Raw genomic sequence first — 21,613 nt, 5'->3', positions numbered from 1 at the left:
CACCGGCCCCACCGTGCCCTCGGCCAGCAGTGCCCGTCCGTGGCCGACGCCTGGCTGTCCAGCATCGAAGCCCTCGGCCGCGCTGCCACAGGCGACCGGCGGGCACCCGACAAGGCCTCACACGGTCCCGGCAGGCAGCCGAGGCCCTGTCCGACCAGGCGCCGCCACCATGGCCCCGGGTGTTCAGCTTCACCCCCGAAAGGTCACCGCCCGCCGGGTGGCCTGCGGGACCTGGCTCGGCCTGCCGGAACGGGTCCTCTCCGACGATGTTGAAGCTCTCGCCACCAGCCACGCAAAGTGAAGGACCCGCCCAGGAGATCGTGGACGAGGTGTGCGGCATCCTGATCCATCTGTCGGCACCGCCCGGCTGAAACGCCCCGCGCACGGCGCGGGCAGCACTCCCTGGATACCCGGCACCGGGTGCTGTGCCAGGGCAACAGCGGCCACGAGGATTCGACTGGCCGAGCCGTCGAAGACAGGCGGCCTGGCGAAATCGACGCCGAGGTTTCGAGTCAGCGGTTCACTGCCCCGGCGTCGATTCCGACGATGCCCGCACTAGAAACCGATGCCGGCTCCTCGCCTGAACGGGAGTGCGTCACCGAGGAGTTGGCCGCCGTCGATCACCATGGTCTCGCCGGTGATCCAACTCGCGGCGTCCGAGACCAGAAAGGCGACCGCCGAGGCGATGTCGGCAGGTTCTCCTATGCGCCCGAGCGCCGTCGAGGCGGACACGGCCTGCTCGTGCTCCTTCCACAGAGCCTCGGCCAGCTTCGTGCGCACCACACCTGGTGCCACGGCGTTGACGCGAACCTTCGGAGAGAGCTCCAGGGCCAGTTGCTTCGTGAGATGGATCAGTGCGGCCTTCGACGCGTTGTACAGCCCGATGTTCGCTTCGAAGGCCATGCCGCCGACCGACGCGGTGTTGACGACCGCCCCGCCGTGCTCGCCCATCCAGGCCCGGGTGGCCAGACCCGTCCACAGGACGGGGGCCCACAGGTTTACGTCGAAGGTCTTGGCGAACCGGCCGTGATCCTGATCGATGACGGGCCCGAAGGCCGGGTTGGTCCCCGCGTTGTTGACGAGGATGTCCAGGCTTCCGAAGCGCTCGAGCGTCAGATCGACACAGCGCTGGGCCGCTTCTTCGTCGACCGCGTGCGCAGCGACGCCGAGCGCCGTGCCCCCGACCTGGGCCGCGGCGGCGTCAGCCGCCTCCTGGGACCGGGAGGTGAGGACGACGTTTCCGCCGGCCGCGGCGATGGCCTGGGCGATCGCCAGCCCGATTCCGCGCGAGGCTCCGGTGACGACGGCGGTGCGACCGGTGAGATCGAGTCCTGTCATCTCAGTTCACCGCTGCCTTGTGGCCGCCGCGGGTGCCCGTGCCGTTCGCCAACGCGGTGTCCGCGCTGCGGTACTGCCGCAGTTCGTGTCGTGCGATGGCCCGCTTGTGGACCTCGTCGGGGCCGTCCGCCAGCCGTAGCGTCCGCAGCTGGGCGTACATCATCGCCAACGGGAAGTCCTCGGTCACTCCCGCTCCTCCGTGCACCTGGATCGCGCGGTCGACGACCTTCAACGCGATGTTCGGGGCCGCCACCTTGATGGCCGCGATCTCGGTGCGCGCTTCCTTGTTCCCGACCGTGTCCATCAGATACGCGGCCTTGAGCGTAAGCAGGCGAATCATCTCGATATCGATACGTGCTTCCGCGATCCAGTCCTGGATGTTGGACCGTTCGGCAAGCGGACTGCCGAAGGTCACCCGCGACTGCGCGCGCCGGCACATCAGCTCCAGTGCCCGCTCGGCTGCGCCGATCGCCCGCATGCAGTGGTGGATACGGCCGGGACCGAGCCGGGCCTGGCTGATCGCGAAACCCTCACCCTCGCCCTTGAGGACGTCCTTGGCCGGTACCCGTACGTCGGTGAAATCGATCTCGGCGTGCCCCTCGCGGTCCTGGTAGCCGAACACCGGCAGCCCGCGCATCACCGTGACCCCGGGGGCGTCGATGGGGACGACCATCATCGACTGCTGCCGGTGCGGGGCAGCGGTGGGATCCGTCTTCCCCATGACGATGAGCACCTTGCAGTTGCGGTGCAGGGCGTTGGACGCGAACCACTTGCGGCCGTTGAGCACGTACTCGTCGCCGTCGCGCTCCATCCGCAACTCGATGTTGGTGGCGTCGGAACTGGCGACCTGCGGCTCGGTCATCGCGAAGGCCGAGGCCATCGTCCCGTCGAGCAGGGGCTTGAGGTACTTCTCCTTGTGCTCGTCGCTGCCGAACAGCGTGAGCACCTCCATGTTGCCGGTGTCGGGAGCGTTGCAGTTGCACGCCTCGGAGGCGATGTGGCTGCGCCCCATGATCTCCGCCAGCGGCGCGTACTCGAGATTCGTCAGCCCCGGCCCCCACTCGGGGTGCGGGTGGAAGAGGTTCCACAGTCCGCGCCCCCGCGCCTCCGCCTTGAGTTCCTCGATGATCGGCGGGTGGAAGTGCGGGTCGCCCGACGCGCTCATCTGCTCGTGGTACGCCGCCTCAGCGGGGTAGATGTGCGAATCCATGAACTCGAGCAGATCCGCCTGGTATTTCTTGGCGCGCTCCGACATATCGAACAGAGACATCTGAACTCCTGACGGGTAGGGGGAGGGAAAGTTCGGCGGGCGCGCTTGTCGAGGTGACTGGCCACGCCTTCGACGACATCGGACCCGCGGAAGGCCCGGAGCATGAGGCCGAGTTGCAGGCCGGCTCCGGCGCGGAATCCGCCTCGCCCGGCGCGCCGGTCATGCCTGCGCCAGCAGGGAGCTCTGGAAGCGGCGCATCCCGCGCAGCCACCGGTCGTAGTCCGAGCCCTTCTGCCGGTACATCTCAAGAACGTCTTCGTGCGGCAGGATCAGGAAGCGCTCGTCCTCGATCGCGGCCAGGACGGCGTCGGCGACTTCGGCCGGCTCCAGGACGTCACCCGCGGACGTGACGGCTCGTGTCGCGGCTCTTCCCAGCGGGTCCCCGGAGTCCTCCCCGGAGGACAGCAGCTTGGTGTTCACCCCCATCGGGCACAGACAGCTGACGTGGACCCCGCGATCACCGTACGTGACACTCAGCCATTCGGCGAAGGCGACGGCCGCGTGCTTGGTGACGGCGTACGTGGCGGAGCCGATCTGGGTGAGCAGCCCGGCCGCCGAGGCGGTGCTGACGAAGTAGCCCTCACCGCGCTCGAGCCACCGCGGCACCAGCAGCCTCGCTGCACGGATGTGGGCTCGCAGGTTCACGTCGATCGAGAAGTCCCAGTCCTGCTCGCTCACGTCGAGGCCGAGCGCCCCGGCGATGCCCGCGTTCGCGAAGTAGAGGTCGACCGGACCGAACGCGCTCTCCGCCAGGGCGACCAACTCCTGGATCTGGGCGGTGTCCGACACATCCGCGCCGGCGCTGACGGTGCTTTTCGGATGGTGGGCGTTGACTCTTTGGGACACCGCCCGCGCGCTGTCCGCGTCGAGGTCCGCGACGACGACCCGGGCACCTTCGCGAGCGAGTCGTGCGACCAGCGCGCTGCCGATGCCGCCGCCACCTCCGGTGACGATGGCGACTCTTTGTGCAACGTTCACAGCGAACCCTCTCCGCGGCGGGGCGTGCGATGCCGGGGCATGGGCCCCGCGATGGCGTGACCCTGCTCTTCCCCACCCCTGTATAATTGAATCCGACGTCAAGTTCAACTGTCGGGCGTGACACACTACGCGGAGCAGGCCAGCCTGGCCCATGGGCGTGAGCGGCTCACAGAAGGATCGTCAAGGAGCTCGGCCCACGGAATCGGCCATGCGCCTGGCGTGGTCGTCATGTCCGTGAAGGAGACGAGCAGGAGAGAAGTACCCGGCGGTACCGGGCGAAGAGGCAGGCGGTACAAGCCGCCGGATCAGCGGTTGCCGGGGAACCGCAGGGCGTTCGCCCAGAGCCGGGTGACCGTGGACACGAGCTCCTCGAAGTCCACCGGCGTACCTTCTTCGTGCCGTTCGCCGAGCACGAAGGCGTTGTAGGCCATGACGCTGACCATGCCCGACAGCGCACGGGAGGCCATCATCGGATCGACCTCACGATCTGCGACACCCCGCGCCTGCAGGTCGGCGATGCCGCGGGCATTACGACGGATGAACGCGTCAGCGCGTCGGCTTCGGAACTCCCGGAACTCCGGCTCCACTTGTGCGACCTGCTCAAGCAGGGACATCAGCTTCGCATTCCGTTTGTATGCCTCGAGATACGCGCGATTGCTCGCCTCGAGTACCGCATAGGGATCGTCGGCACCCTGCACGCGGCCCATGCCGGGGTGCATCATGTCCTCCTGCGCCTCCAGGAGGACGGCGGCAAGCACCTCTTCCTTGTTGGCGAAGTAGGTGTAAAAGGATCCCGCCGCGCACTGAGCCTCTTTGGTGATGTCGGTCAGGCGGGTGTCGAGGTAGCCGTCCCGTTCGAACACCGTCCGCGCGGCCTTCACCAACGCGGCCCGCGTCCGCGCTCCGCGCTTCGTCGTGGGCGGCTCGCGAAGGTGCGAGAGGGGCGCCATGGGCGGTGCCTTCTCGCCGTCGAGCTCCTCGGGCGCAGTGGTGTCCATCCCGGAAACTGTACTTGAATCCGACGCCATAGTCACAAACCCGCAAAGACGCGCGGGGAGATTCTCGCCCTCGCCGATCAGTTGACTTGGCGCGGCCTCGACATGGTCCTCGGACGGTGTGGCCGGATGACCGGCCTCACTGCGCCCGGTCGATCGGTCGGTTCGGTCGATCGGTCAGGCGGTGATGCCGAAGCGTTCGGCGAGTTGGCGGCGGGTGTCGGCGGCGCTGGTGTGCAGTACGCCCCCGATTCCGATCCGTGCCGCTCCGTCGAGATTCTGCTGCAGATCGTCCATCATGACTGCCTCCTCGGGGGCGATGCCCAGGCGGTCACATGCGGCCCAGGAGGCGGTGAGGATCTTCTGTCCGTCCCGGCCGAACTCCTCGGCCCGGGCGGTCACGGCTGCCTTCCCGCCTGGCAGTTTGCCGATCTCCACCCGGCGTCCGTACCGCTTGGCCCACTCGGGCTCGATCAGCGGCGCCAGCCAGCCGGGGGCGGCCTCGGCCAACTCCTCCAGGGCTGCTCGTAGCGTCTCTCCGACCAGCTCCAGGCGGCTGAGGGTCCACCGCGGCCAGCACATGGGTCGCGTCCGTGCGCTGTCGTCCCCCGGTCTTGAGTAGGCCGGCCTCCACCAGACGGTCCAGCATCAGCCGCAGCAGCCGGTCGACGGCGCCGTCCTGTTCGGCCGGCCGGGCCCTGAACTCGCACACCGAGTGGTCGAATCCCGGATCCTCCTCCAGCTCAAGGCCGTGAAGTCGGCCCGGAGCGCGGTTCCGGCCTTTCGGCCGGCCCGTTTCTCCGGACCTCTTCCCGCACCCGCCCTGCGCCTTGATCCCCAGCACAAGCAGCTCACCATGCACTCTCCTGTAGCCCCAACTGGGACTTTCCCGCGTCAGACGCAGCACCAGGGCACGGTCCGAGGCCGGCCCGGGCGCTTCGGCCAGGAACGGGCCGCGTGGCGGCGCGCGACCAGGTCGCGGTGCCACCGCAGCACTGTGTCCGGGCGCACCAGCAACCGCACCCTGCTCAGCGCGTCCCGCGGGAGCCGGTGCAACAGCGCCGCCAGGAACGCCCGGTCACTCGCGTCGAACCGCGGCTTTCCCCTGCCCAGCTGCCGCTCCAGCTCCGTGATCTGATGGCGTAGCGCCAGGATCTCCACGTCCTTGTCCTGGTCGCTCATCGGCAGCAGGTGCAGTATGGCGAACAGGTTCGTCAGACCCAGGTGGGCCAGTCGCATCAGCACGACCGATCATGTTGCCGTGACCATGGACAGCGGCGCCAGAGCACTGGCTCGAGCAAACCACCTGAACAGCAAGCCTCACACACCGTGACCAGTCAGCCGCATTCCTTCTGCATGCTTACGAAAGGGTTCGGACGGCTACTCCTTCGTCCAGCGCTGGGACGCCTTCCCTGACTCGCAGTCGTACGCCGTCACGCTGCTGCCCGAGGCCAGATCCAGGCACTTGCCGCTCTGCACGCTGCGCAGGGTCGCGCCGGAGCCCCTGGTCCAGAACATCGAGGACTGGCCGTACGCCTCACACGAGCCGACCGAGGCGTTGTTGCCGTAGACGGGGGTGACCAGGCATTGGCTGCTGCCCTGGTTGACGACCTTGAACGAGCCGTCCGACGCGCTCAGGAAGGCCCAGGAGCTGTTCGCGTCGTCCGCGCAGCTCCCGTGGATCAGCCCGTTGCCGTAGGCCGTCAGGGTCAGGCAGTTGCCGTTGTCCCCGTTCACGAGGTGGAAGTAGCTGCCCGCCGTGGCGTCCTCGTCCGATGCGCCCGTCGACGTACCGCCGGAACCGCCCGAGCCACCTGAGCCGCTGCTTCCGCCCGAGCCGTCCGAGGTGCCGGAGCCGCCGGAGCTTTCCTTCGCGTCCGTGCCCGTACCGGTGCCCGAGCTCCCGCTGTTCGTCTGCGCCCCGCCCATCCCCTTCCCCTTGCCTTTGCCCTTGCCCAACGGCGACTTCCCCGGAGTCGCCGTGCCCGAGGGGGACTGGGTGGGGGTGAGCGAAGCAGAGACCGTGACCGACGGGGTGGCGCGGGCGTCGGTCTGTGGCGCGGAGGTGTTCGGCAGGAGCTGGATCGCGAGGGTCGTACCGGTGACCACGACCACAACGGGGACGGTGGCGAACAGGATCCGGGTACGGCGGCGGCGCTCGCGCGGCTCAGGGCGGGGCGTGGACTCCGGCTCGGGCTTCGGCTCGGCGGACGACAGGGTCGGGACAGGGACGGACGGCTCCTCGATCTCCGGGACTGGTGTCGCGGCGAAGGCGGCCCGTTCGGACAGCCGCTCGGTGATGGCCTCCGGCCACATGGGGGCGGTGAACGGCCCGTGTTGTTCCGCGAGTTCGATGAGTTCGGCGGCGGTCGGGCGGGCGCCGGGGTCCTTGGCGAGGCAGGCCGCGACGACCTCGGCGAGCTCCGGGGCCAGTTCGCGCACGGGGTCGAGGTCGGGCTCCTCGTGCACGATGCGGTACAGCACCCCGTGCCCGGACTCGTCGCCGAAGGGCGGGCGCCCGCAGGCAGCGTACGCGAGCACCGAGCCGAGGGCGAACACGTCGACGACGCCGGTCAACTTCCGTGCCCCCGAGGCCTGTTCGGGCGACATGTAGGCGGGCGTGCCCACCACCATGCCGGTCAGGGTCAGCTGGCTCTGTTCCGCGGCCTGGGCGACGCCGAAGTCGATGACGGTGACGCCGTCGAGGGTCAGCATGACGTTGGACGGCTTGACGTCCCGGTGCACCATGTCCAGCGCGTGCACCTCCGCCAGTCCCGAGGCTGCCTCCCGCAGCAGCAGCCACAGCGCGTCGGCGGGCAGCGGAGCGCCGTTCAGCTCGACCGCCTCGCGCAGGGTGAGTCCGGGGACGTACGCGGTGGCGAACCACGGCGGCTGTGCGGTGCGGTCGCTGACAAGCAGCGGCGCGGTGGCCCGCGCGGGCAGCTTGGCGAGGTTGTCCAGCTCGTGCCCGAAGCGGCGCAGGAAGGCCTTGTCCTCGGCGACGACGGAGGAGAGCACCTGCTTGACGGCGGCGTAACGCCCTTCGTGGACGCCGAGATACACGCGGCCCATGCCGCCCGCCCCGAGCCGGCCGATCAGGGGGATGCCCCCGATCCGCCGCGGATCCTCGTCCTCCAGCGGCTCGGCACCGCTTCCGCGCAGCTCTGACACGTCGTCCCCGTCTCCCCGTTCGCGGTCGTCGCGGGAGTGGACGAGTGTCCGCCCACTCCCCCACGGCCGGGTGGCCACTCGTGTCCCGCACAGGCAAGTCTGGGCCAGCGGGCAGTAGGATTGGAAGAACTTTCTAGAAAAACACTCTAGATCTCTCTAAACGCAACCAGCGGAATCGGCGGCACCACATGACTCCCAAGCAGCAACGCGGCGAGGCGACCGTGGACCGCCTCCTCGACGCCGTGCTGCGCGTCTACGCGGAGTCGGGCGAACAAGGCCTCACCGTCAGCGCCGTCACCAAGGCCAGCGGGGTCAGCCTGGGCAGCCTCTATCACCACTTCGGCAGCATCGACGGCCTGGTCATCGCGGCGGAGCGGCGCTGGGTGGGCAGGCTGCTCGACGAGTTGCTCACCGCACTGCAGGCCGCGCCGACCTCGCGTGACGGCATCGAGGCCGTCGTACGAGCCTATTTCGCGTTTGTCCGGGAACACCCGGACGCCGCGCGGCTCGTGCACTCCCCATACGGCGACCGCCAGCCGATGCGGAGCGGCCAGGAGCAGCGCGACGCCCAGCGAGCGAGGGTGTCGGCCCTCGCCCGCTGGATCGAACCCCACGTGGAATCCGGCGAGTTGGCCCCGCTCTCCCAGCCCCTCATCGAGTCCCTCGTGCTGGGCCCCGTCGTCGCCGTGGCCCGCCGCTGGCTCTCCGGTATCCACGACGTCGACCTCGACGAGGCGGCGGGGATCCTGGCGGAGCGGATCTGGTTGTCGGTCAGCGCAGAGCCGAGGTAAAACGCAGCACAATATCGGGCTACGAAATCACACCCCGTGTTCCTTCTACGACCGCAATTACCGGCTCACGCGGAGGTACGAACATGCACGAGATCACCCTTGCCGAACCGCTGCCGGTAGGAAACACGGAAGGCCTGTTGGCTCGGTTCCCGGCCGTCCGGCTCCGTGCCGGTCCTGCGTCCTGCCGTCCGGCCCGCCGCCCCCGGCGTACGCCCGACGTGCGGCCCCGCGTCCGGCCGCCCGTCCGGCGCAGGCCTGCGCCCGGCCTCTTCCGCCTCCCGGAGGGCCCGGACGCCCACGGACCGCGGCCGGCGCCCTGGCGGAGGAACGGCGCGAACAGCTGGAAAACATCGACCCGTCCCGGTGCCTCGCCTGGCCCGTGGAATGGCAACGCGCCTTCCACCTCACCCGCCAGCACCTCGAGAAAGGCTGCGCACTGCCCACCGAGCCAGGCGACGCCGTGCGCCAGGGCGAGGACCTCGGACGCTGGGTACGCACCCAGCGGCTCGGGTTCGACAAGCTCACCACCGTGCAGCAATGGATGCTCGAACACATCCTCGGCATCCAACCCGCCACCCACGACGAGAAACCACGCCCGCGCCACACACAAGCCGACCGGTGGGCCCTCAACATCGCCGCCGCCCGCCAGTTCTACGAACGCGAAGGACACCTGCGAGTGCCCAGGAAGCATGTGGAACGGCTCGGCCCCGGCGTCGGCGGCGAGGACCAGAAGGAGCGGCACATCAAACTCGGCGCCTGGATCGGCAACCAACGCACCCGCGCCGCCACCCTCACCCCCGAGCGGATCGAGCACTGACGTAAGCAGTCCCAGGGGCCCCTCGTTCATGGACGCCCTGGCCCACGCGCGTGATCGCGTACCCCAACGCCAGCGTGCGCTCAGGACGCCCTGCGGGCCGAGGGCTGGCGGATTTCCGAGAACGCCGTCGCGAAGATCATGGCCGAGGAGGGCTGGCAGGCCGCAGGCGAGGAAGCGCAGGTCACTTGGGATCTCCCCTGCCCCGGCATAGGCTGGTGCTATGGGAGAGCGTTACCTCCGAGCTACGCGGCTCCTGGATTTCGAACATCCGCGCATCCAGGCCCTGATCCAGGATCGCTTCTGGAGGAACCTACTCGAGCGCGAGCGAATCGGCGCGATATATGACTTTGTCCAGAACGAGCTCGCGTTCGGCTACAACGAGTCTGACGACCTGCCCGCGTCGGCGGTGCTCGCCGACGGGTACGGGGAATGCAACACCAAGACCACGCTGCTGATGGCGCTGCTGCGGGCCACCGGCAGCGGCTGCCGTTTCCACGGCGCCACTATCGCCAAGCGGTTGCAGAAAGGGATCATGGAAGGCCTGTTCTACCGGGCCGCGCCCGCCAACCTAGTCCACAGCTGGGCGGAGGTCTTCTACGATGGCCGCTGGGTTGGGCTGGAGGGCGTGATCCTCGACCAGCCCTACCTTGAGGGCCTGCGCGCAAAGCTGCAAGTGAACAGCGGCGCCTTCTGCGGGTACGGGGTGGGCACTGAAGATCTGGCGGACCCGCCGGTCGCCTGGCAGGGCACCGACACGCAGATCCAGGCCACCGGCGTCAACCACGACTTTGGCGTCTTCGACGATCCGGACTCGTTCTACCGGCTGCACGGCGGCAATGTCCGCGGCATCCGGCAATGGCTGGTCTGGCCGCGGATGCGGGCCATGATGAACCACAAGGTCGCCTCCATCCGAGCCGGCACCACCAAGGCACAGACTCAATGACATCCGCGGTCACGCCGGTGGGCAGGCGGCGCAGCCGGTTCCGGTGGGTCGTCATGCGGGTGGCTGATCCTGCCGCGCGCCTCATGAGAATCATCTGACCCTCTGTCAGCATTCCCCGTATCTCGGGAACCCACCCTGACCAGCTAATCAGTTACTTCCGCACAACGGGGGCGAGCCCCCCTCCCGACCGGGTCCGGGAAGACCATCGCGATGCGTCTGCCGGCCGCAGCCGTCGACGCCAGCGGCGCCCGGCGATCCCGCCGGCCGGGCACGCCCCGCATTCCTGGCTGCACCAGCGCGGCCGCCACGCCCAGGGCCTCGCGGTCGACGCCGCGTTTTTGGCTGCGCCCGAGGTACGTGGTCCTGGCCGCCGACGAGGCCGGGATGTCCAGCACCCGGCTGCTGGACAGGGTCCTGACCGACGCCACCACAGCCGGTGCGGTGGTGCGGCTGCTCGGCGACCCGCACTTCTGCGGGCGATGCGGATTGCGATGTCTGCGCCCACCTGCGGGTGCCCTCGTGTCCCACGACAATGCCCGGTGACCCCGGCCTACCCGTTGCGTCCGGGCTGGTGCGTCGTGGACGGACCCGTCACCGCCTGCCCGCCCTGGCTGCCACCGAACGGGCCACGGGCGAGCCGGTCCGCCGCCCCTGCCTTTGGACCGGGCACAACCCGCCCGACTCGGCCAGCACCCCCTTCGCGCACCATCAGCGAGCGGCGTCCTCGGATTGAGGCACAAGCACGATTTTTCCCCTCGCCGCCGAGCGCTCGAGGAGCTCGTGTGCTCGACGGGCGTCCGACAGCGGCAGGCGCTCAGCCACGACCGGGTGGATCTCGCCACGACGAAGCAGCTGGAGCAGCGCGTGGAAGTCCTCCCGGAACCAGTCCGGGTAGCGGGGCCCGCCACCCACGGGGAGCGGTCGGCGACGACCCACGGGAAGCACCTGGTGACCTTCGCGCAGCTTTTGGACATGGTAGGCGAGCACCCGTCGGTGGGGCGAGAGCACACCCCAGAGCGCGACGCCCGCGGTTGCCGCGTACCACTCCATCCACCCTCGCCAGTTCTTGCGTCCTTGGGCGAGCACGGCGTAATGGCCGAACACGACAAGCCTTCCGCCGGGTCTGAGTGCGCGGAAGGAGCGAAGCGACACCATGCCCCCAATCCCGTCGAGTGCGACGTCCACGCCTTTCCCGGGGAGTAGGCGCACCACGGCCAGGAAATCCTCGTTGCGGTAGTCGATCGCCACAGCGCCGAGCCGCTCGACCGCGGCGCGGTCGCGAGCCGAAACGGTTCCGTAGAGGCGAAGCCCGGCCACCGTTCCGAGCTCGAGAACCGCCGTGCCCACCCTGCCGGCCGCGCCGTGCACGAGCACCGTCTCCCCGCTCCTCACCTTCGCCATGCGGTGAAGCAGTTGGTAGGCGGTCATGTACGTGAGAACAAGCCCCACAACCTCCGCCGGGTCGAGGTCCTCGGGCACCTCGATCGTGTCCCTCTCCGCAAGGCAGACGCGCTCCGCGTAGGCGCCCCACACCGTCAGCGCGGCAACGCGGTCTCCCTTGCGCAGCCTCGAACAGCCCGGACCGAGCTCCTCGACGACACCAACGAGCTCGTAGCCAGGCGTGAACGGCGGCTTCGGGACACCGAGATACGAGCCTGCGCGCAGCAGGGCGTCGGTGAACGAGACACCGGCGGCCAGGACCCTGACGCACACCTCGCCCCGCCCCGGTCGGGGATCGTCGTCCTCCACGACCCTGAGTACCTCGGGGCCGCCAAAATGGCCGACGACGACACGTCTCACCCCTTCAGCCTAGGCGCGCCGCCCCGTCCGCACATCCGGTCGATCCAGCGGTCTCGAGGCGCGAGCGCGCGCCTGGCCAGCGACCGCGAGTACGGCTATACGGCGGAGGGCGACGAACCGGTCGTCTTCATCCGTGTCGTGGAGCTGGGGCCGGCATCCCACCAGGCGTGAGAAGCAACGCGGCGGGATCGGTACGCCGCAGAGGGCGCCCCAGCCGTGCGCTCGCGCCGTCGTGACCGACGTGGCTCGGTCAGGCTGCCACAGCCGTGATCTGTCCGGCGTGCGCGGCGGACCGGGGCAGGGCGATGCCCCGCAGAAAGGAACCCGGGGAGGGCCTGTTGAGCGCGGCGCGCACCAGGACGTAGCCGATCAGGCCGCCCAGGGTGTTGGCGAGGATGTCGTTGATGTCGCAGGACCGGCCGTTGTTGAAGATCATGTAGCACAACAGCTGCGCGAGCTCGATGCACAGGCTCGCCAGAGCACTCACCGCGATCGCCCGGCGCATGCCGGCCACCCGGCTGATCAGCGGCAGCAGCACGGCACGGTCCACCGGACCAGCCCGCCGGGCTACGGGCTCAAGGGGCTGGAGGAACGGGTCGCCGGGCTCGGGGGTACGTTCCGGGCCGGTGCCACCGCCGACGGAGGATGGCTGGTCCGCGCCTGTCTGCCACTCGCTCCGGCCGGGACGGGCAGGCCGTGATCCGGGTACTGATCGCCGACGACCAGGCCATCGTGCGCACCGGTATCGCCAGCCGGGGACCGGAAACTGGAGAAGACTGCCGCAGAGGCGGAGAAGGCCAGGTCAAAGGGGGCAGGCTCGAGGAACAAGACGGACAGGACACCGAGACCGATCATCCCGAGCGCGAGGAACGACGACGCATCCGGCGCCGGCGAAAACTCCGGCTGAAGGCCGCCTTCCTGGGACGCTCCAGAAGCGGGCAGACCAGCAAGGTTCACCTGGCCGCCGACCGCAAGTGCCGCCCGCTGGCGTTCGTGCTGACCGCGGGCCAGGCCGCGGACAGCCCGCAGTTCATCCCCGTGCTGGGGAAGATACGGGTCCGCGGCCCCGTCGGCCACCCCGCACCCGGCCGGACGCGGTCGCCGGGGACAAGGCCTATTCCTCCCGCGGAAACCGGGCCCACCTGAGTAGACGCGGTATCAAGGCAGTGATCCCGGAGAAGAGGGACCAGGCTGCCAACCGGAAGAAGAAGAGCTCCGCGGGCGGTCGGCCCGTCAGCCACGACGCCGGCCTCTACAGAGAGAGGAACACCGTCGAGCGCCTGATCAACAAGCTCAAGGCCTGGCGAGGCATCGCCACCCGATACGACAAGACCCCGGACAGCTACCTCGCTGGCCTGCACCTGCGCGCCTCGATGATCTGGATCAAAGACCTCACCCAGACCACCAATTGATCACGACTCGATATGCGCCCTAGAGCGAGATTGTGCATGCGGGCGACGTCCCGGACAGCGTGGTGGAGACCGTCGCTGCGCTGCCGGCAGTCCCGCAGGATCTTGCGGCCATCGTGGCGCTCACCCCGCTGATGTTTCTGGCCGACTTTGCCGAGGAACGCCTGCGCGGCAGGTCCGCGCCAGCAGCACCTCGCCTACCTGGGACACCACTCCATCGAGACGTTCAGCCACCACAAGGCCGTCCTCGACGTCCCGCTGAGCTGAACCGTCCCGGCGCCGGGCGGCGGTACGCAATTCCACCTGACGACCTCACGCGCGCCGCCACCCGGCACCCGCCCAACCGGCCGAGGGGCCGTTGCCTCACTACCTGACCAAGTCTCAGTTGCCTGGCGTCTCACTGATCTTGTCGACGACTGCGGTGTCGAGCAGGGCCTCCTCGTCCGTGCCCAGGTAGCTGAGCGACTTCTTGTCGAAGACCCATACAGTTCGGTCGTCGCCGTTCTTGAAGCTCAGGCCGATGCCTGGGCGGCCGGCGTAGTCCTTGACGTCCTCGACCACCGAGACGCCGGGTATCTTCGCCGCGGCGCGGTAGAGCGCCGCGTCCACCTCGGGAAGCAGCGTCGCGTCGGCGAGCATGTCGCCGATCTTCTCCAGCGCCGCGCCCTGGTTGATCGAGTTTTTGTCCTTCGTGTCGGCGTAGATCTTGTCGAGCAACGCGTCGGGGTCGGTGGGCAGCGCCTCCAGCTCCCGGAATGTGGTGACATTCGGGTCGGGGCTCAGCTTCATGTCCCTCGTGCCCTTGGCGTACGAGGAGAACGGGTCCCGCGGGCGGGGCGGCGGGCCCGAAAGCACCGTGATCCGGCGGAGTCCCGACCGCTTGCCGTCGACGGCGGTCCAGTTCGACTCGCGAAGGATCCGGATGTCGTTGTCCGAGAACTTCATGAAGCCCTTGGTCCGGACGTAGACATACTGGTCGTCGCGGACGGCCACGGACTTCTTCGAGGCGGCGACCGCGGCGATGCGGTTCAGAAGATCGACCGCCTTCGGATCGGATGTGGCAGTACCGGATCCGACGGCACCGACGACGACCGTGGCGGTGACTACGGCGACTGCGGCAACGGGCAGGGCGATCATCGCGAACCGGAGGCGGGGGGCGGGCTCGGGCGCCCCGGGCGCCGTCGCGATCTCCCGGGAACCCTGGGATTCCTTGGTGAGCTCTCGCATCAGATGGTCCTTCAACAGGTCATGGCGGTCGCTCGTCAGGACCGGTTCACCCGGGCTCGGCACCAGCCTGGCCAGTTCTTCGCGCTCTTCGGGATTCATCGGTGCTTCTCCTGTGTCGACCGGGCCGATTGGGGGCGGCCACCCAGTACCTGTCCGGTGCGCGGCCCGAGTCTCGAATCTTCTTTCTTCAGCGGGTCTTCCGGCGGTATGCGGGCACTTGGTGCCTGCAGGCTCTGCGGTGGCCGCCTGCCGGACGTATGCCGGGCCAACTCCGCCTCCGACAAGCGCCGTAGGCGTTGCCTTGCCCGGGAGAGCCGCGACCGTACAGTGCTGGCCGGTACGCCGAGGGCCTCGCCCGCGGCGTCGTAACTCAGTCCCGACCAGACGCACAGCGCGAACACCTCGCGCTCGGCTCGTCGGAGTCGGCCGAGCGCGGTGCGGGCAGCGGCGAGGCGTTCGGCGTTCTCCATGCGGCCGACGACTTCATCTGCGAAGTCGGGCACACTGTCGAGGTCCGCCGGGCGGCCCGGGAGCCGGGCGAGCGCAGCGCCTTGCCGGCGGGCGGCTCGGCGGGTGTTGCGCAGGACGTTGGTGGCGATGCCGTAGAGCCAGGGACGCAGGCCATCACCATCGGGTCTCCCGGCGCTTCCTTCGATGGCCGTGGCATCGGGTCTCAGCTTCTCCCGCAGCCGCCATGCCTCCAGGAAGGTCAGGGACACCACGTCCTCGGCGGCGCCTCGGTCTCCGGTCAGCCGGGCGGCGTGGCTGTACACGGCGCGGGCATGCGCACCGAACAGCTCGGCAAAGGCTTCCGGGTCACCGGCCCGTATCCGCTCACGTAGGGAAAGGTCCACAACCAGCCCTGTCCGCTCGCTACTTGTCGTCTCTGTGGCGGTGATCACATCCGGTGTGGATCCTCCCGGGACGGCACGGCCGTGCCATCAGGCCGACACCCTGCCCGGGCACCTTTGTTCGGCAACTCATTCGATCTTCGAGCGTTCGTCCCATATCGTCGACTCGCCCTGCCCGATGGCGCCCCGCCGGGGACACCATCGGCGAATTCGGCGGGGGTCACCACATAACCTTGCGGTGGCGGGATGATGGCTGGAGCGACGTGGGGGCGCGAGCGTGACGTGATCGTGGTGTCGCAAGGACTTCGCGGATCTTTTCTCGCAGCGTGGTCAACCTGCGTGCCACCACATCAGTTGGCGCTCGTGTCAGTGCTGCAGTTCATGGAGGGGCTGTCGCACCGCCACGCGGCGGCTGCCCTGCACGGGCACATCGACTGGAAGCTTCTTCTGCGGCTGGAGCTGACCGATCCCGGGTTCGACAACTCCGTGCTCGGCGAGTTCCGGGACCGACTGACGGCTGACCGAGCCTCCCGGCATTGCTGGACCTGGTCCTGGATCGGCTGCGAAAGGCGGGCCTGCTGGTACGGCCCGGCGGCCGGCGCACGGATTCCACGCATGTCCTGGCCGCGGTGCGTCGGCTGAACCGGCTGAACCACGCTCGCCCTGAAGCACGTCATCCGCCCGCGGCGTCCTCGGCCTCCCAACGCAGCAGGTCGCCCGGCTGGCACTCGAGCACCTCGCAGAGCGCGGCGAGCGTCGCGAAGCGCACCGCCTTGGCGCGGCCGTTCTTGAGTACCGCCAGGTTGGCGGGCGTGATCCCCACGCGGTCCGCGAGCTCGCCCACGGACATCTTCCGCCTGGCCAGCATCACGTCGATGTCGACGGCGATCGGCATCAGATCACCTCGTCCAACTCGGCCTGCATCTGCGTCGCTTCGACGTCGCGTGCGACGGCCTGGGCGAGCAGCATCCGCAGCAGGAGCACGATGAGTGCGACCCCCAGGATGGCCACGCCGATCCCGCCCATGATGAGGGTGACGCCCGGGTCGTCCCGCTGGCCCGGCGCGTTGAGGGCCGTGACCGCGAACCATACGAGGGCTGCCGCCACGATCGCGCCGATCACGCCGTCCACGTACCGGAAGGCGGCGTGGGAGAACACGGTTCCGTGTCGCACCATCGTCACCAGCCGCCATACGCAGACCAGCGCGACCTGGGCCGACACCATGCCCAGGATCGTGATCACGCGCAGCGGGGTCAGCGGGAGCGACCCGTCCTCCGGGTCGGTGGCGAGTGCCCACACCATCAATGCCTGTACGAACACGGTGCCGGCGAGCACCACCACGAGCACGGCACGCAGCGCACGCACGGTCAGCTTTCCCATGCCCCATCCTTCCATCGAGCTACGATGGGAATCTATCGAGTTTCGATAGATGAAGCAATGGCTGGGATGGAGGGTGGGAGGCGGTTTCGCATGTGTCGGGACGCCGCCACCCCTCCCATGGCATGACGTTCACACGAACCGTCTTGATCTTGTCGAAGTCGGCCCCGCTTGAGCGCAAATCGGACGCCACCCGACTACGCCAAAGCCCTGGGGTCAGCGGTGCCCGGATGCCCGCAACTGGGAGACCGCCCTCAGCGGAGCCCGTACGTCGCCGAAGCGTTCCTGCTCCAGCGCCAGAGCAAGCTCCATCGCGCAGGACGGGGGCGGCCCCGACGTCTTCGCGCACTACTCCAACATCAGCGGGAGCGGCTTCCGTGAGCTCCAGGAAGGCCAGACCGTCACCTTCGACATCACCCAGGGCCAGGGCCGCTGCTCAGGGCAGTGGTCCAGTCGGTGACGATCGCGCGCTGCGCAGCAGTGAGGGTGACCTTGCCGGAACGGACCGCGGTGTGCGGCCTCGTCTCCACCGGGTCCTTCGCGTTGCTGACCCCGCCGCCCGTCCTGTGGCCTGGGTCCGGCGGCTGCACCCGGAGGTTGCGAGGGTTGTTGGGGTCGCGCCGAGCTGCAGGCTGATCAGGTGGTCGTGCTCGGCATCCCCGATCCGACCCGTGTAGCCGTAGCAGGCGGCGTTCGACGCCTTCTCCCTGCCGGTGACGGAGGCGCGTCCGACGGCCGCGGGCGCAGGACCGGCGAGGCCGGGCTGCCCCGTCCCGCATGGGGAGGAGCAGCCCGGCCTCGTGTTGTTGCGGGCGAACGGCCGCCGCCTGGCCGGAAGGGCGAGACGTGCCGGGTCGTCGGCGGCTCGCCCAGTGTCCGGGTTCGGTCAGCCGGTGAACGTGCCGGTGGTCTCGGCCTTCCAGGCACCGCCCTTGACCTTGTAGACGGTGAGCTGCTTGTTGGTGGCGTCGCCGTACTCGTCGAAGGAGACCTTGCCCATGACCCCGTCGAAGGAGACCTTCTGCAGGGCCTCGGTGACGTTGGCGCGGGCGTCGGAGGGCAGCTTTCCGTCCTTGGCCACGGCCTTCACTGCCTGGATGATCGCCCAGGCGGAGTCGTAGGAGAAGCCGCCGTAGGCTCCGTACGCCTCCTTGTACCCGGCCGCCCCGTAGTCCGCGATGAACTTCTTCGCGGAGGGCAGGCTCTCGACGGGCGCACCGACCGAGGTGGCCAGGTCGCCGTCGCCGCGCGGGCCGGTGAGCTTGAGGTACTCGTCGCTGTAGATCGCGTCGCCGCCGATGAGCGGGATCGCGGCGCCCGCCTTCTTGACCTGTGCGCTGAGCGGGCCGGCCGCCGGGTACTCACCGCCGTAGTAGACGACGTCCGCGCCCGAGTTCTTGATCTTGGTGGCGACGGCCGAGAAGTCCTTGGCGTCGGGGTTGACGTGGTCGTTGCCGACCACTGTGCCGCCGAGCTTCTTGAAGTGGGCGGAGAAGGTCGCGGCTAGGCCGGCGCCGTAGGTCTTCTTGTCGTCGACGACGAAGACCTTCTTCTTCTTGGCGGTGTTGTACAGGTACTCGGCGGCGTACGGGCCCTGGATGGCGTCCGTGGTCGCGGTGCGGAAGTACGTCTTGAACGGCCGGACCTTCTCGCCCGTGTCCCACTTGTCACCCTGGGTGAGAGCGGGGTTGGTGTTCACCGAGACCTCGGACACCTGGGCGGCGTCGAAGACCTGCTGCATGGACTGGGCCACGGAGGAGTTCAGCGGGCCGACGACGCCGAGCACGCTCTTGTCGGCGACGAGCTTGGTGGCGTTCTGCTGGCCGGAGGACGGCTGGGCCTGGTCGTCGAGCGCCACGACCTTGAAGGTGACGCCCGGCACCTCCTTGTTCTTGTTGGCCTGGTTGACGGCGAGGTCGACCGAGTTCTTCATACCGAGGCCGAGAGCCGACAGGTCCCCGGTCAAAGGGGCGTCGAATCCGATGGTGACGACCGTGGAACCGCCGGAGGGGTCGTCGGCTGATCCTGCGTCACGGGAACCGCACGCCGTAAGCGAGAGTGCTCCAGCGGCGAACGCGGCGGTGACAGCTATGAGAGAACGCTTGCGCACGATCGGTCCTTTCCCTTCGAGGCGCATGCCGCATTGCCGGGGTCCTCCGGCGCAGCGGCTGGCGTGACCTTAGATGCCGTCCGCCGAAACCAGCAGAAGGGACGAAGCGATGTGATTCTCTTGTTATGGGCTGGTCGGGCGGGGGCTCCGCTCCGCGAGCCCGACGACGGTCGCAGCACGGTACGCCGCGCACCAGCCAGGCCGTGCCCCCGGCCCGGGGGCGCGGCTCCTCAGCACCGGCATCGCGTCTCTCGCCCTGCCCAGTCGGCGCACGGGCGCTGGGAAGAGACCTCCGGTGGGTACTCGTCGCTCGCCCTGCTCGCGTCGGCCTGCCGCCGGTAGGCCGACGCCCTCCCGGCTGCTTGGTCGCCCGCGTCGTGGGACATCTCCTGTTCGGCCTCGACGAGTAGGCGGGCGAGATCGGCGGGCAGGGACATGATCCTCTCCAGCCATACGGCACTCATGTCACGGGTGTGAGTGGCGAGGACCCAAGCCGCGTACATCGGTCGAGGGACGGGGCATCCGGCTCCTTCAGTGCGGCGCTGACCCTTTCCTCCGGGAAACCGTCCAGGGTGTGGGCGACGAACCACGATGTGTCGACCATCTCGGCCGACAGGGCCTGCGGGTGTCTCATCGGCCGTGAATGAGTCTGGCCCACTCTCGTGCCGACGACGAAACCAACGAGGGCGACCGCCATCACCACGGCGGCCACACCTGCCCGGTCGGCGGCTGGGAGCCTGGTCCACACCGGCGGCAGAAAGGCCAGTTCACCGACATGGTGGTATAGGACGAGCATCCGGGACCTCCTGCCACGGTTGCGCTATCGCCCCGCACTGAGACAGCGGACCCGAGCGGGCGGCGCCGACTGGCGTACGGCGCCTGTGCCGGCTGGGCGGTGTCGTCGGCCGTCGTGGTCATCCGTGGGCCGTTGTGGGGGCGGGTGGGTGATACGGCCACCGCTACCGTAGTTGCATGGGTGCGCAAGAACGGGCGTGGGACTCGGAGGCCGCGGAGCGGGCGGTCGCGGTGCTCAAGGCGGTGGCCGATCCTTCGCGTTACCGGCTCCTGTGGGCGCTGAGCAGCGGCCGTGAGCTTGCCGGGATCCTGGGTGCTCATGTGGCCGCGACCTCGCAGCAGTTGGCGAAGCTGCGCGCGGCCGGGCTTGTGACCACGCGGCGGGAGGGTACGCGGATCTACTACCGGGCGGCGGCCATACGGAGCCTGCTGGAGGAGGTCCAGCTGGTGGCCGATGCGGACGACGACGCCCCGGGGTCCGGAGGCGGGGGCGAGGCGTCCGCCACCGCCGCGCAGGAACAGCCCGCCGTGGTGCGCGGGGCGCTGGGCGCGCGGCCGGCGGCGGCACAGTGAGGACTACGGCCTGAGCGTGGCCGCCGCCTCGTCGTTCTCGTCGAGCCGGAATTCCCGCGGGTCCGCGTCGTACGAGAACAGCTCTGTGTACCGGCCCCAGTCGGTCGCCGTTTCCAGCTGCGCGGTGACCTGTTCACTGGTGAAGTGGTGGGCCAGGATGTCCCGGAAGAAGCCCGCCCGCAGGGCACGGTGGCCTCCCAAAGCGGGTGGGTGGCCGAACCCGAGGAAGTGGCGGCCCTGATCGCGTTCCTCCTGTCCGACGTGGCGGGAAACATCACCGGCGTCAACTACGTCATCGACGGCGGCACGATCAAGACGGTCTGAGCCGGAAGCACTCCGACGGAAGAATCGGCCCGACAAGAGCGCGGGGCTCGCCCAAGCCCCAACCGAGTTGGGGATGTTGGGGCAGAACCTCGACGCCTTGCACGGGACCCAACGGTTCAGGAAAGGCGACAGCCCGGAATCCGACGAGAGGGTGGCGGGTTGCGCGGTTCGCGACATGAGGCGCCGAAGCAGTACTCATGGGCGCGATGGCAAGATGACCGTATGGTGACGAATCAGCCGTGGACGGGGCTTCACGGTGACCTGCTGGCGGCGAAGGCGTTGGTGTACGACCCGAGCGGTTTCGCCTGCTCGCTGCCGGTACCCGAACCGGAGAGCGCCGAGTACGCAGCTTGCGCCTTCACGCTCGATGATCGTTCGGTTCGGTTTCGCGTGGCCAAGACCACCCCGACGAAGGTGGGCCAGTTCGTCACCGTGTGGCAGCGGTCTGAGGAGGGGCCGATCCGGCCCTTCGACGCCGACGACGGGGTGGACCTCTTCGTCATCAGCAGCCGCGACGACGACGGCTTCGGACAGTTCGTGTTCCCGCGCGAGGTGTTGTGCGAGCGCGACATCGTCTCCCGCGACAGCTCCGGCGGGAAGCGGGGATTCCGCGTCTATCCGCCGTGGGTGACCACGACCAACCGGCAGGCCCGCAGCACCCAGTCATGGCAGGTGAACTACTTCTTCAACCTCGGCCAGGACGGGCCTGCCGACCTGATGCGTGCCCACGCCCTCTACCAGGCCGGCTAAGAAGACATCTCATTTGGAGTGTTCGGTAGGGTCTCGGTGTGGGGATCGTTGAGCGGCTAGTGCCGGATGAGTTGTGGGAGTTGTTCCAGCGGGT

The 21,613-nt window shown here is 68.9% G+C and carries 23 protein-coding genes and 4 pseudogenes; 10 read left to right on the top strand and 17 right to left on the bottom strand.

Translation table 11 applies throughout. From position 1 onward, the window contains the following. Nucleotides 1–555: 555 nt before the first annotated feature. From ACFY1J_RS40910 to ACFY1J_RS40880, 7 genes and pseudogenes are all read right to left on the bottom strand, one after another. A complete protein-coding gene (locus ACFY1J_RS40910; protein WP_390711834.1) occupies nucleotides 556–1,338 on the bottom strand; it encodes an SDR family oxidoreductase in 783 nt (260 codons plus the stop codon). A gap of 1 nt (nucleotide 1,339) precedes the next feature. After that, nucleotides 1,340–2,608: an acyl-CoA dehydrogenase family protein gene (locus ACFY1J_RS40905; RefSeq protein WP_390732999.1), complete on the bottom strand. Its 1,269-nt coding sequence runs from the start codon at nucleotides 2,606–2,608 to the stop codon at nucleotides 1,340–1,342. Nucleotides 2,609–2,767: 159 nt separating this feature from the next. Beyond that, the gene (locus ACFY1J_RS40900) at nucleotides 2,768–3,586 is read right to left on the bottom strand and encodes an SDR family oxidoreductase (protein WP_390711832.1); all 819 of its coding nucleotides are present in this window, start codon (nucleotides 3,584–3,586) and stop codon (nucleotides 2,768–2,770) included. A gap of 305 nt (nucleotides 3,587–3,891) precedes the next feature. Further along, complete coding sequence (locus ACFY1J_RS40895) at nucleotides 3,892–4,584, bottom strand: TetR/AcrR family transcriptional regulator (RefSeq protein ID WP_390711831.1); 693 nt, start codon at nucleotides 4,582–4,584, stop codon at nucleotides 3,892–3,894. Between the two features lie 174 nt (nucleotides 4,585–4,758). After that, nucleotides 4,759–5,163 (bottom strand): hypothetical protein, encoded by a 405-nt coding sequence (locus tag ACFY1J_RS40890; RefSeq protein WP_390711917.1) that lies wholly within the window; start codon nucleotides 5,161–5,163, stop codon nucleotides 4,759–4,761. 247 nt (nucleotides 5,164–5,410) lie between these two features. Further along, nucleotides 5,411–5,826: pseudogene (locus tag ACFY1J_RS40885) on the bottom strand (helix-turn-helix domain-containing protein); the annotation flags it as partial. Between the two features lie 135 nt (nucleotides 5,827–5,961). Continuing rightward, a complete protein-coding gene (locus ACFY1J_RS40880; protein WP_390711830.1) occupies nucleotides 5,962–7,752 on the bottom strand; it encodes a protein kinase in 1,791 nt (596 codons plus the stop codon). Between the two features lie 188 nt (nucleotides 7,753–7,940). On the opposite strand from ACFY1J_RS40880, the gene ACFY1J_RS40875 reads away from it, so the two are divergent. From ACFY1J_RS40875 to ACFY1J_RS40860, 4 genes are all read left to right on the top strand, one after another. Beyond that, nucleotides 7,941–8,543, top strand: a complete 603-nt coding sequence (locus tag ACFY1J_RS40875) for a TetR/AcrR family transcriptional regulator (RefSeq protein WP_390711829.1) — start codon at nucleotides 7,941–7,943, stop codon at nucleotides 8,541–8,543. Between the two features lie 379 nt (nucleotides 8,544–8,922). After that, nucleotides 8,923–9,360: a helicase associated domain-containing protein gene (locus tag ACFY1J_RS40870; protein ID WP_390732998.1), complete on the top strand. Its 438-nt coding sequence runs from the start codon at nucleotides 8,923–8,925 to the stop codon at nucleotides 9,358–9,360. A 220-nt stretch (nucleotides 9,361–9,580) separates the two neighbouring features. Next, the gene (locus ACFY1J_RS40865) at nucleotides 9,581–10,303 is read left to right on the top strand and encodes a transglutaminase family protein (RefSeq protein ID WP_390711827.1); all 723 of its coding nucleotides are present in this window, start codon (nucleotides 9,581–9,583) and stop codon (nucleotides 10,301–10,303) included. Between the two features lie 210 nt (nucleotides 10,304–10,513). Beyond that, nucleotides 10,514–10,846, top strand: coding sequence for an AAA family ATPase (locus ACFY1J_RS40860; RefSeq protein ID WP_390732997.1), 333 nt, complete (start codon nucleotides 10,514–10,516; stop codon nucleotides 10,844–10,846). Nucleotides 10,847–11,011: 165 nt separating this feature from the next. On the opposite strand, the gene ACFY1J_RS40855 is transcribed toward ACFY1J_RS40860, so the two are convergent. Then, a complete protein-coding gene (locus ACFY1J_RS40855; protein WP_390732996.1) occupies nucleotides 11,012–12,103 on the bottom strand; it encodes a medium chain dehydrogenase/reductase family protein in 1,092 nt (363 codons plus the stop codon). A 250-nt stretch (nucleotides 12,104–12,353) separates the two neighbouring features. Next, nucleotides 12,354–12,653 (bottom strand): VanZ family protein, encoded by a 300-nt coding sequence (locus ACFY1J_RS40850; protein WP_390732995.1) that lies wholly within the window; start codon nucleotides 12,651–12,653, stop codon nucleotides 12,354–12,356. 216 nt (nucleotides 12,654–12,869) lie between these two features. Between ACFY1J_RS40850 and ACFY1J_RS40845 the strand changes: the two are divergent. Continuing rightward, nucleotides 12,870–13,515: pseudogene (locus ACFY1J_RS40845) on the top strand (IS5 family transposase); the annotation flags it as partial. A gap of 20 nt (nucleotides 13,516–13,535) precedes the next feature. Here the strand turns inward: ACFY1J_RS40845 and ACFY1J_RS40840 are convergent. The 3 genes and pseudogenes from ACFY1J_RS40840 to ACFY1J_RS40830 form a co-directional block, all read right to left on the bottom strand. Then, nucleotides 13,536–13,619: pseudogene (locus ACFY1J_RS40840) on the bottom strand (IS5/IS1182 family transposase); the annotation flags it as partial. A 274-nt stretch (nucleotides 13,620–13,893) separates the two neighbouring features. Further along, nucleotides 13,894–14,838 carry a CU044_5270 family protein gene (locus ACFY1J_RS40835; RefSeq protein ID WP_390711824.1) on the bottom strand — a complete coding sequence of 315 codons (945 nt, stop codon included), beginning with the start codon at nucleotides 14,836–14,838 and terminating at the stop codon, nucleotides 13,894–13,896. Continuing rightward, the gene (locus ACFY1J_RS40830) at nucleotides 14,835–15,593 is read right to left on the bottom strand and encodes an RNA polymerase sigma factor (protein ID WP_390732994.1); all 759 of its coding nucleotides are present in this window, start codon (nucleotides 15,591–15,593) and stop codon (nucleotides 14,835–14,837) included. Before ACFY1J_RS40830 ends, ACFY1J_RS40835 begins: the two co-directional genes overlap by 4 nt. A 243-nt stretch (nucleotides 15,594–15,836) precedes the next feature. Here ACFY1J_RS40830 and ACFY1J_RS40825 point away from each other — a divergent pair, with 243 nt between their 5' ends. Beyond that, on the top strand, nucleotides 15,837–16,232 hold the full coding sequence (locus tag ACFY1J_RS40825; RefSeq protein ID WP_390711822.1) for a transposase: 396 nt from the start codon (nucleotides 15,837–15,839) through the stop codon (nucleotides 16,230–16,232). Between the two features lie 31 nt (nucleotides 16,233–16,263). On the opposite strand, the gene ACFY1J_RS40820 is transcribed toward ACFY1J_RS40825, so the two are convergent. Both ACFY1J_RS40820 and ACFY1J_RS40815 read right to left on the bottom strand, forming a co-directional pair. Next, nucleotides 16,264–16,485 carry a helix-turn-helix transcriptional regulator gene (locus ACFY1J_RS40820; RefSeq protein WP_030724363.1) on the bottom strand — a complete coding sequence of 74 codons (222 nt, stop codon included), beginning with the start codon at nucleotides 16,483–16,485 and terminating at the stop codon, nucleotides 16,264–16,266. Further along, a complete protein-coding gene (locus ACFY1J_RS40815; RefSeq protein ID WP_390711821.1) occupies nucleotides 16,485–16,970 on the bottom strand; it encodes a DUF2975 domain-containing protein in 486 nt (161 codons plus the stop codon). The genes ACFY1J_RS40820 and ACFY1J_RS40815 overlap by 1 nt, the downstream gene beginning before the upstream one ends. A gap of 307 nt (nucleotides 16,971–17,277) precedes the next feature. Here ACFY1J_RS40815 and ACFY1J_RS40810 point away from each other — a divergent pair, with 307 nt between their 5' ends. Continuing rightward, nucleotides 17,278–17,427, top strand: a complete 150-nt coding sequence (locus ACFY1J_RS40810; RefSeq protein ID WP_390711910.1) for a cold shock domain-containing protein — start codon at nucleotides 17,278–17,280, stop codon at nucleotides 17,425–17,427. 426 nt (nucleotides 17,428–17,853) lie between these two features. On the opposite strand, the gene ACFY1J_RS40805 is transcribed toward ACFY1J_RS40810, so the two are convergent. Beyond that, on the bottom strand, nucleotides 17,854–19,077 hold the full coding sequence (locus ACFY1J_RS40805; RefSeq protein WP_390732993.1) for a branched-chain amino acid ABC transporter substrate-binding protein: 1,224 nt from the start codon (nucleotides 19,075–19,077) through the stop codon (nucleotides 17,854–17,856). Between the two features lie 230 nt (nucleotides 19,078–19,307). Further along, nucleotides 19,308–19,541, bottom strand: coding sequence for a hypothetical protein (locus ACFY1J_RS40800; protein ID WP_390711819.1), 234 nt, complete (start codon nucleotides 19,539–19,541; stop codon nucleotides 19,308–19,310). Between the two features lie 508 nt (nucleotides 19,542–20,049). On the opposite strand from ACFY1J_RS40800, the gene ACFY1J_RS40795 reads away from it, so the two are divergent. Then, nucleotides 20,050–20,445 carry an ArsR/SmtB family transcription factor gene (locus ACFY1J_RS40795; RefSeq protein ID WP_390711818.1) on the top strand — a complete coding sequence of 132 codons (396 nt, stop codon included), beginning with the start codon at nucleotides 20,050–20,052 and terminating at the stop codon, nucleotides 20,443–20,445. Nucleotides 20,446–20,448: 3 nt separating this feature from the next. Here the strand turns inward: ACFY1J_RS40795 and ACFY1J_RS40790 are convergent, their stop codons facing one another. Continuing rightward, nucleotides 20,449–20,646: an AAA-associated domain-containing protein gene (locus ACFY1J_RS40790; RefSeq protein ID WP_390711817.1), complete on the bottom strand. Its 198-nt coding sequence runs from the start codon at nucleotides 20,644–20,646 to the stop codon at nucleotides 20,449–20,451. Between ACFY1J_RS40790 and ACFY1J_RS40785 the strand changes: the two are divergent. Both ACFY1J_RS40785 and ACFY1J_RS40780 read left to right on the top strand, forming a co-directional pair. Next, a pseudogene (locus tag ACFY1J_RS40785) lies at nucleotides 20,647–20,769 on the top strand (SDR family oxidoreductase); the annotation flags it as partial. Between the two features lie 222 nt (nucleotides 20,770–20,991). Next, nucleotides 20,992–21,519: a MepB family protein gene (locus tag ACFY1J_RS40780; RefSeq protein WP_390711816.1), complete on the top strand. Its 528-nt coding sequence runs from the start codon at nucleotides 20,992–20,994 to the stop codon at nucleotides 21,517–21,519. Nucleotides 21,520–21,613: the final 94 nt, after the last annotated feature.

The sequence above is a fragment of the Streptomyces sp. NPDC001406 genome (assembly GCF_042895285.1).
Taxonomy (GTDB): domain Bacteria; phylum Actinomycetota; class Actinomycetes; order Streptomycetales; family Streptomycetaceae; genus Streptomyces.
The sequence above is the reverse complement of the archived record's forward strand: the minus strand, read 5'-3'. Positions and strand labels throughout refer to the sequence as shown.

Excerpts from the sequence above, each read along its gene's own strand:
- ACFY1J_RS40835 (WP_390711824.1), bottom strand. The coding sequence starts at position 14,838 with ATGAATCCCGAAGAGCGCGAAGAACTGGCCAGGCTGGTGCCGAGCCCG.
- ACFY1J_RS40820 (WP_030724363.1), bottom strand. The coding sequence starts at position 16,485 with ATGCCGATCGCCGTCGACATCGACGTGATGCTGGCCAGGCGGAAGATG.
- ACFY1J_RS40780 (WP_390711816.1), top strand. The coding sequence starts at position 20,992 with ATGGTGACGAATCAGCCGTGGACGGGGCTTCACGGTGACCTGCTGGCG.
- ACFY1J_RS40890 (WP_390711917.1), bottom strand. The coding sequence starts at position 5,163 with ATGTGCTGGCCGCGGTGGACCCTCAGCCGCCTGGAGCTGGTCGGAGAG.
- ACFY1J_RS40815 (WP_390711821.1), bottom strand. The coding sequence starts at position 16,970 with ATGGGAAAGCTGACCGTGCGTGCGCTGCGTGCCGTGCTCGTGGTGGTG.
- ACFY1J_RS40860 (WP_390732997.1), top strand. The coding sequence starts at position 10,514 with ATGCGTCTGCCGGCCGCAGCCGTCGACGCCAGCGGCGCCCGGCGATCC.
- ACFY1J_RS40875 (WP_390711829.1), top strand. The coding sequence starts at position 7,941 with ATGACTCCCAAGCAGCAACGCGGCGAGGCGACCGTGGACCGCCTCCTC.
- ACFY1J_RS40865 (WP_390711827.1), top strand. The coding sequence starts at position 9,581 with ATGGGAGAGCGTTACCTCCGAGCTACGCGGCTCCTGGATTTCGAACAT.
- ACFY1J_RS40910 (WP_390711834.1), bottom strand. The coding sequence starts at position 1,338 with ATGACAGGACTCGATCTCACCGGTCGCACCGCCGTCGTCACCGGAGCC.
- ACFY1J_RS40825 (WP_390711822.1), top strand. The coding sequence starts at position 15,837 with ATGATGGCTGGAGCGACGTGGGGGCGCGAGCGTGACGTGATCGTGGTG.
- ACFY1J_RS40905 (WP_390732999.1), bottom strand. The coding sequence starts at position 2,608 with ATGTCTCTGTTCGATATGTCGGAGCGCGCCAAGAAATACCAGGCGGAT.
- ACFY1J_RS40800 (WP_390711819.1), bottom strand. The coding sequence starts at position 19,541 with ATGAGTGCCGTATGGCTGGAGAGGATCATGTCCCTGCCCGCCGATCTC.
- ACFY1J_RS40895 (WP_390711831.1), bottom strand. The coding sequence starts at position 4,584 with ATGGACACCACTGCGCCCGAGGAGCTCGACGGCGAGAAGGCACCGCCC.
- ACFY1J_RS40795 (WP_390711818.1), top strand. The coding sequence starts at position 20,050 with ATGGGTGCGCAAGAACGGGCGTGGGACTCGGAGGCCGCGGAGCGGGCG.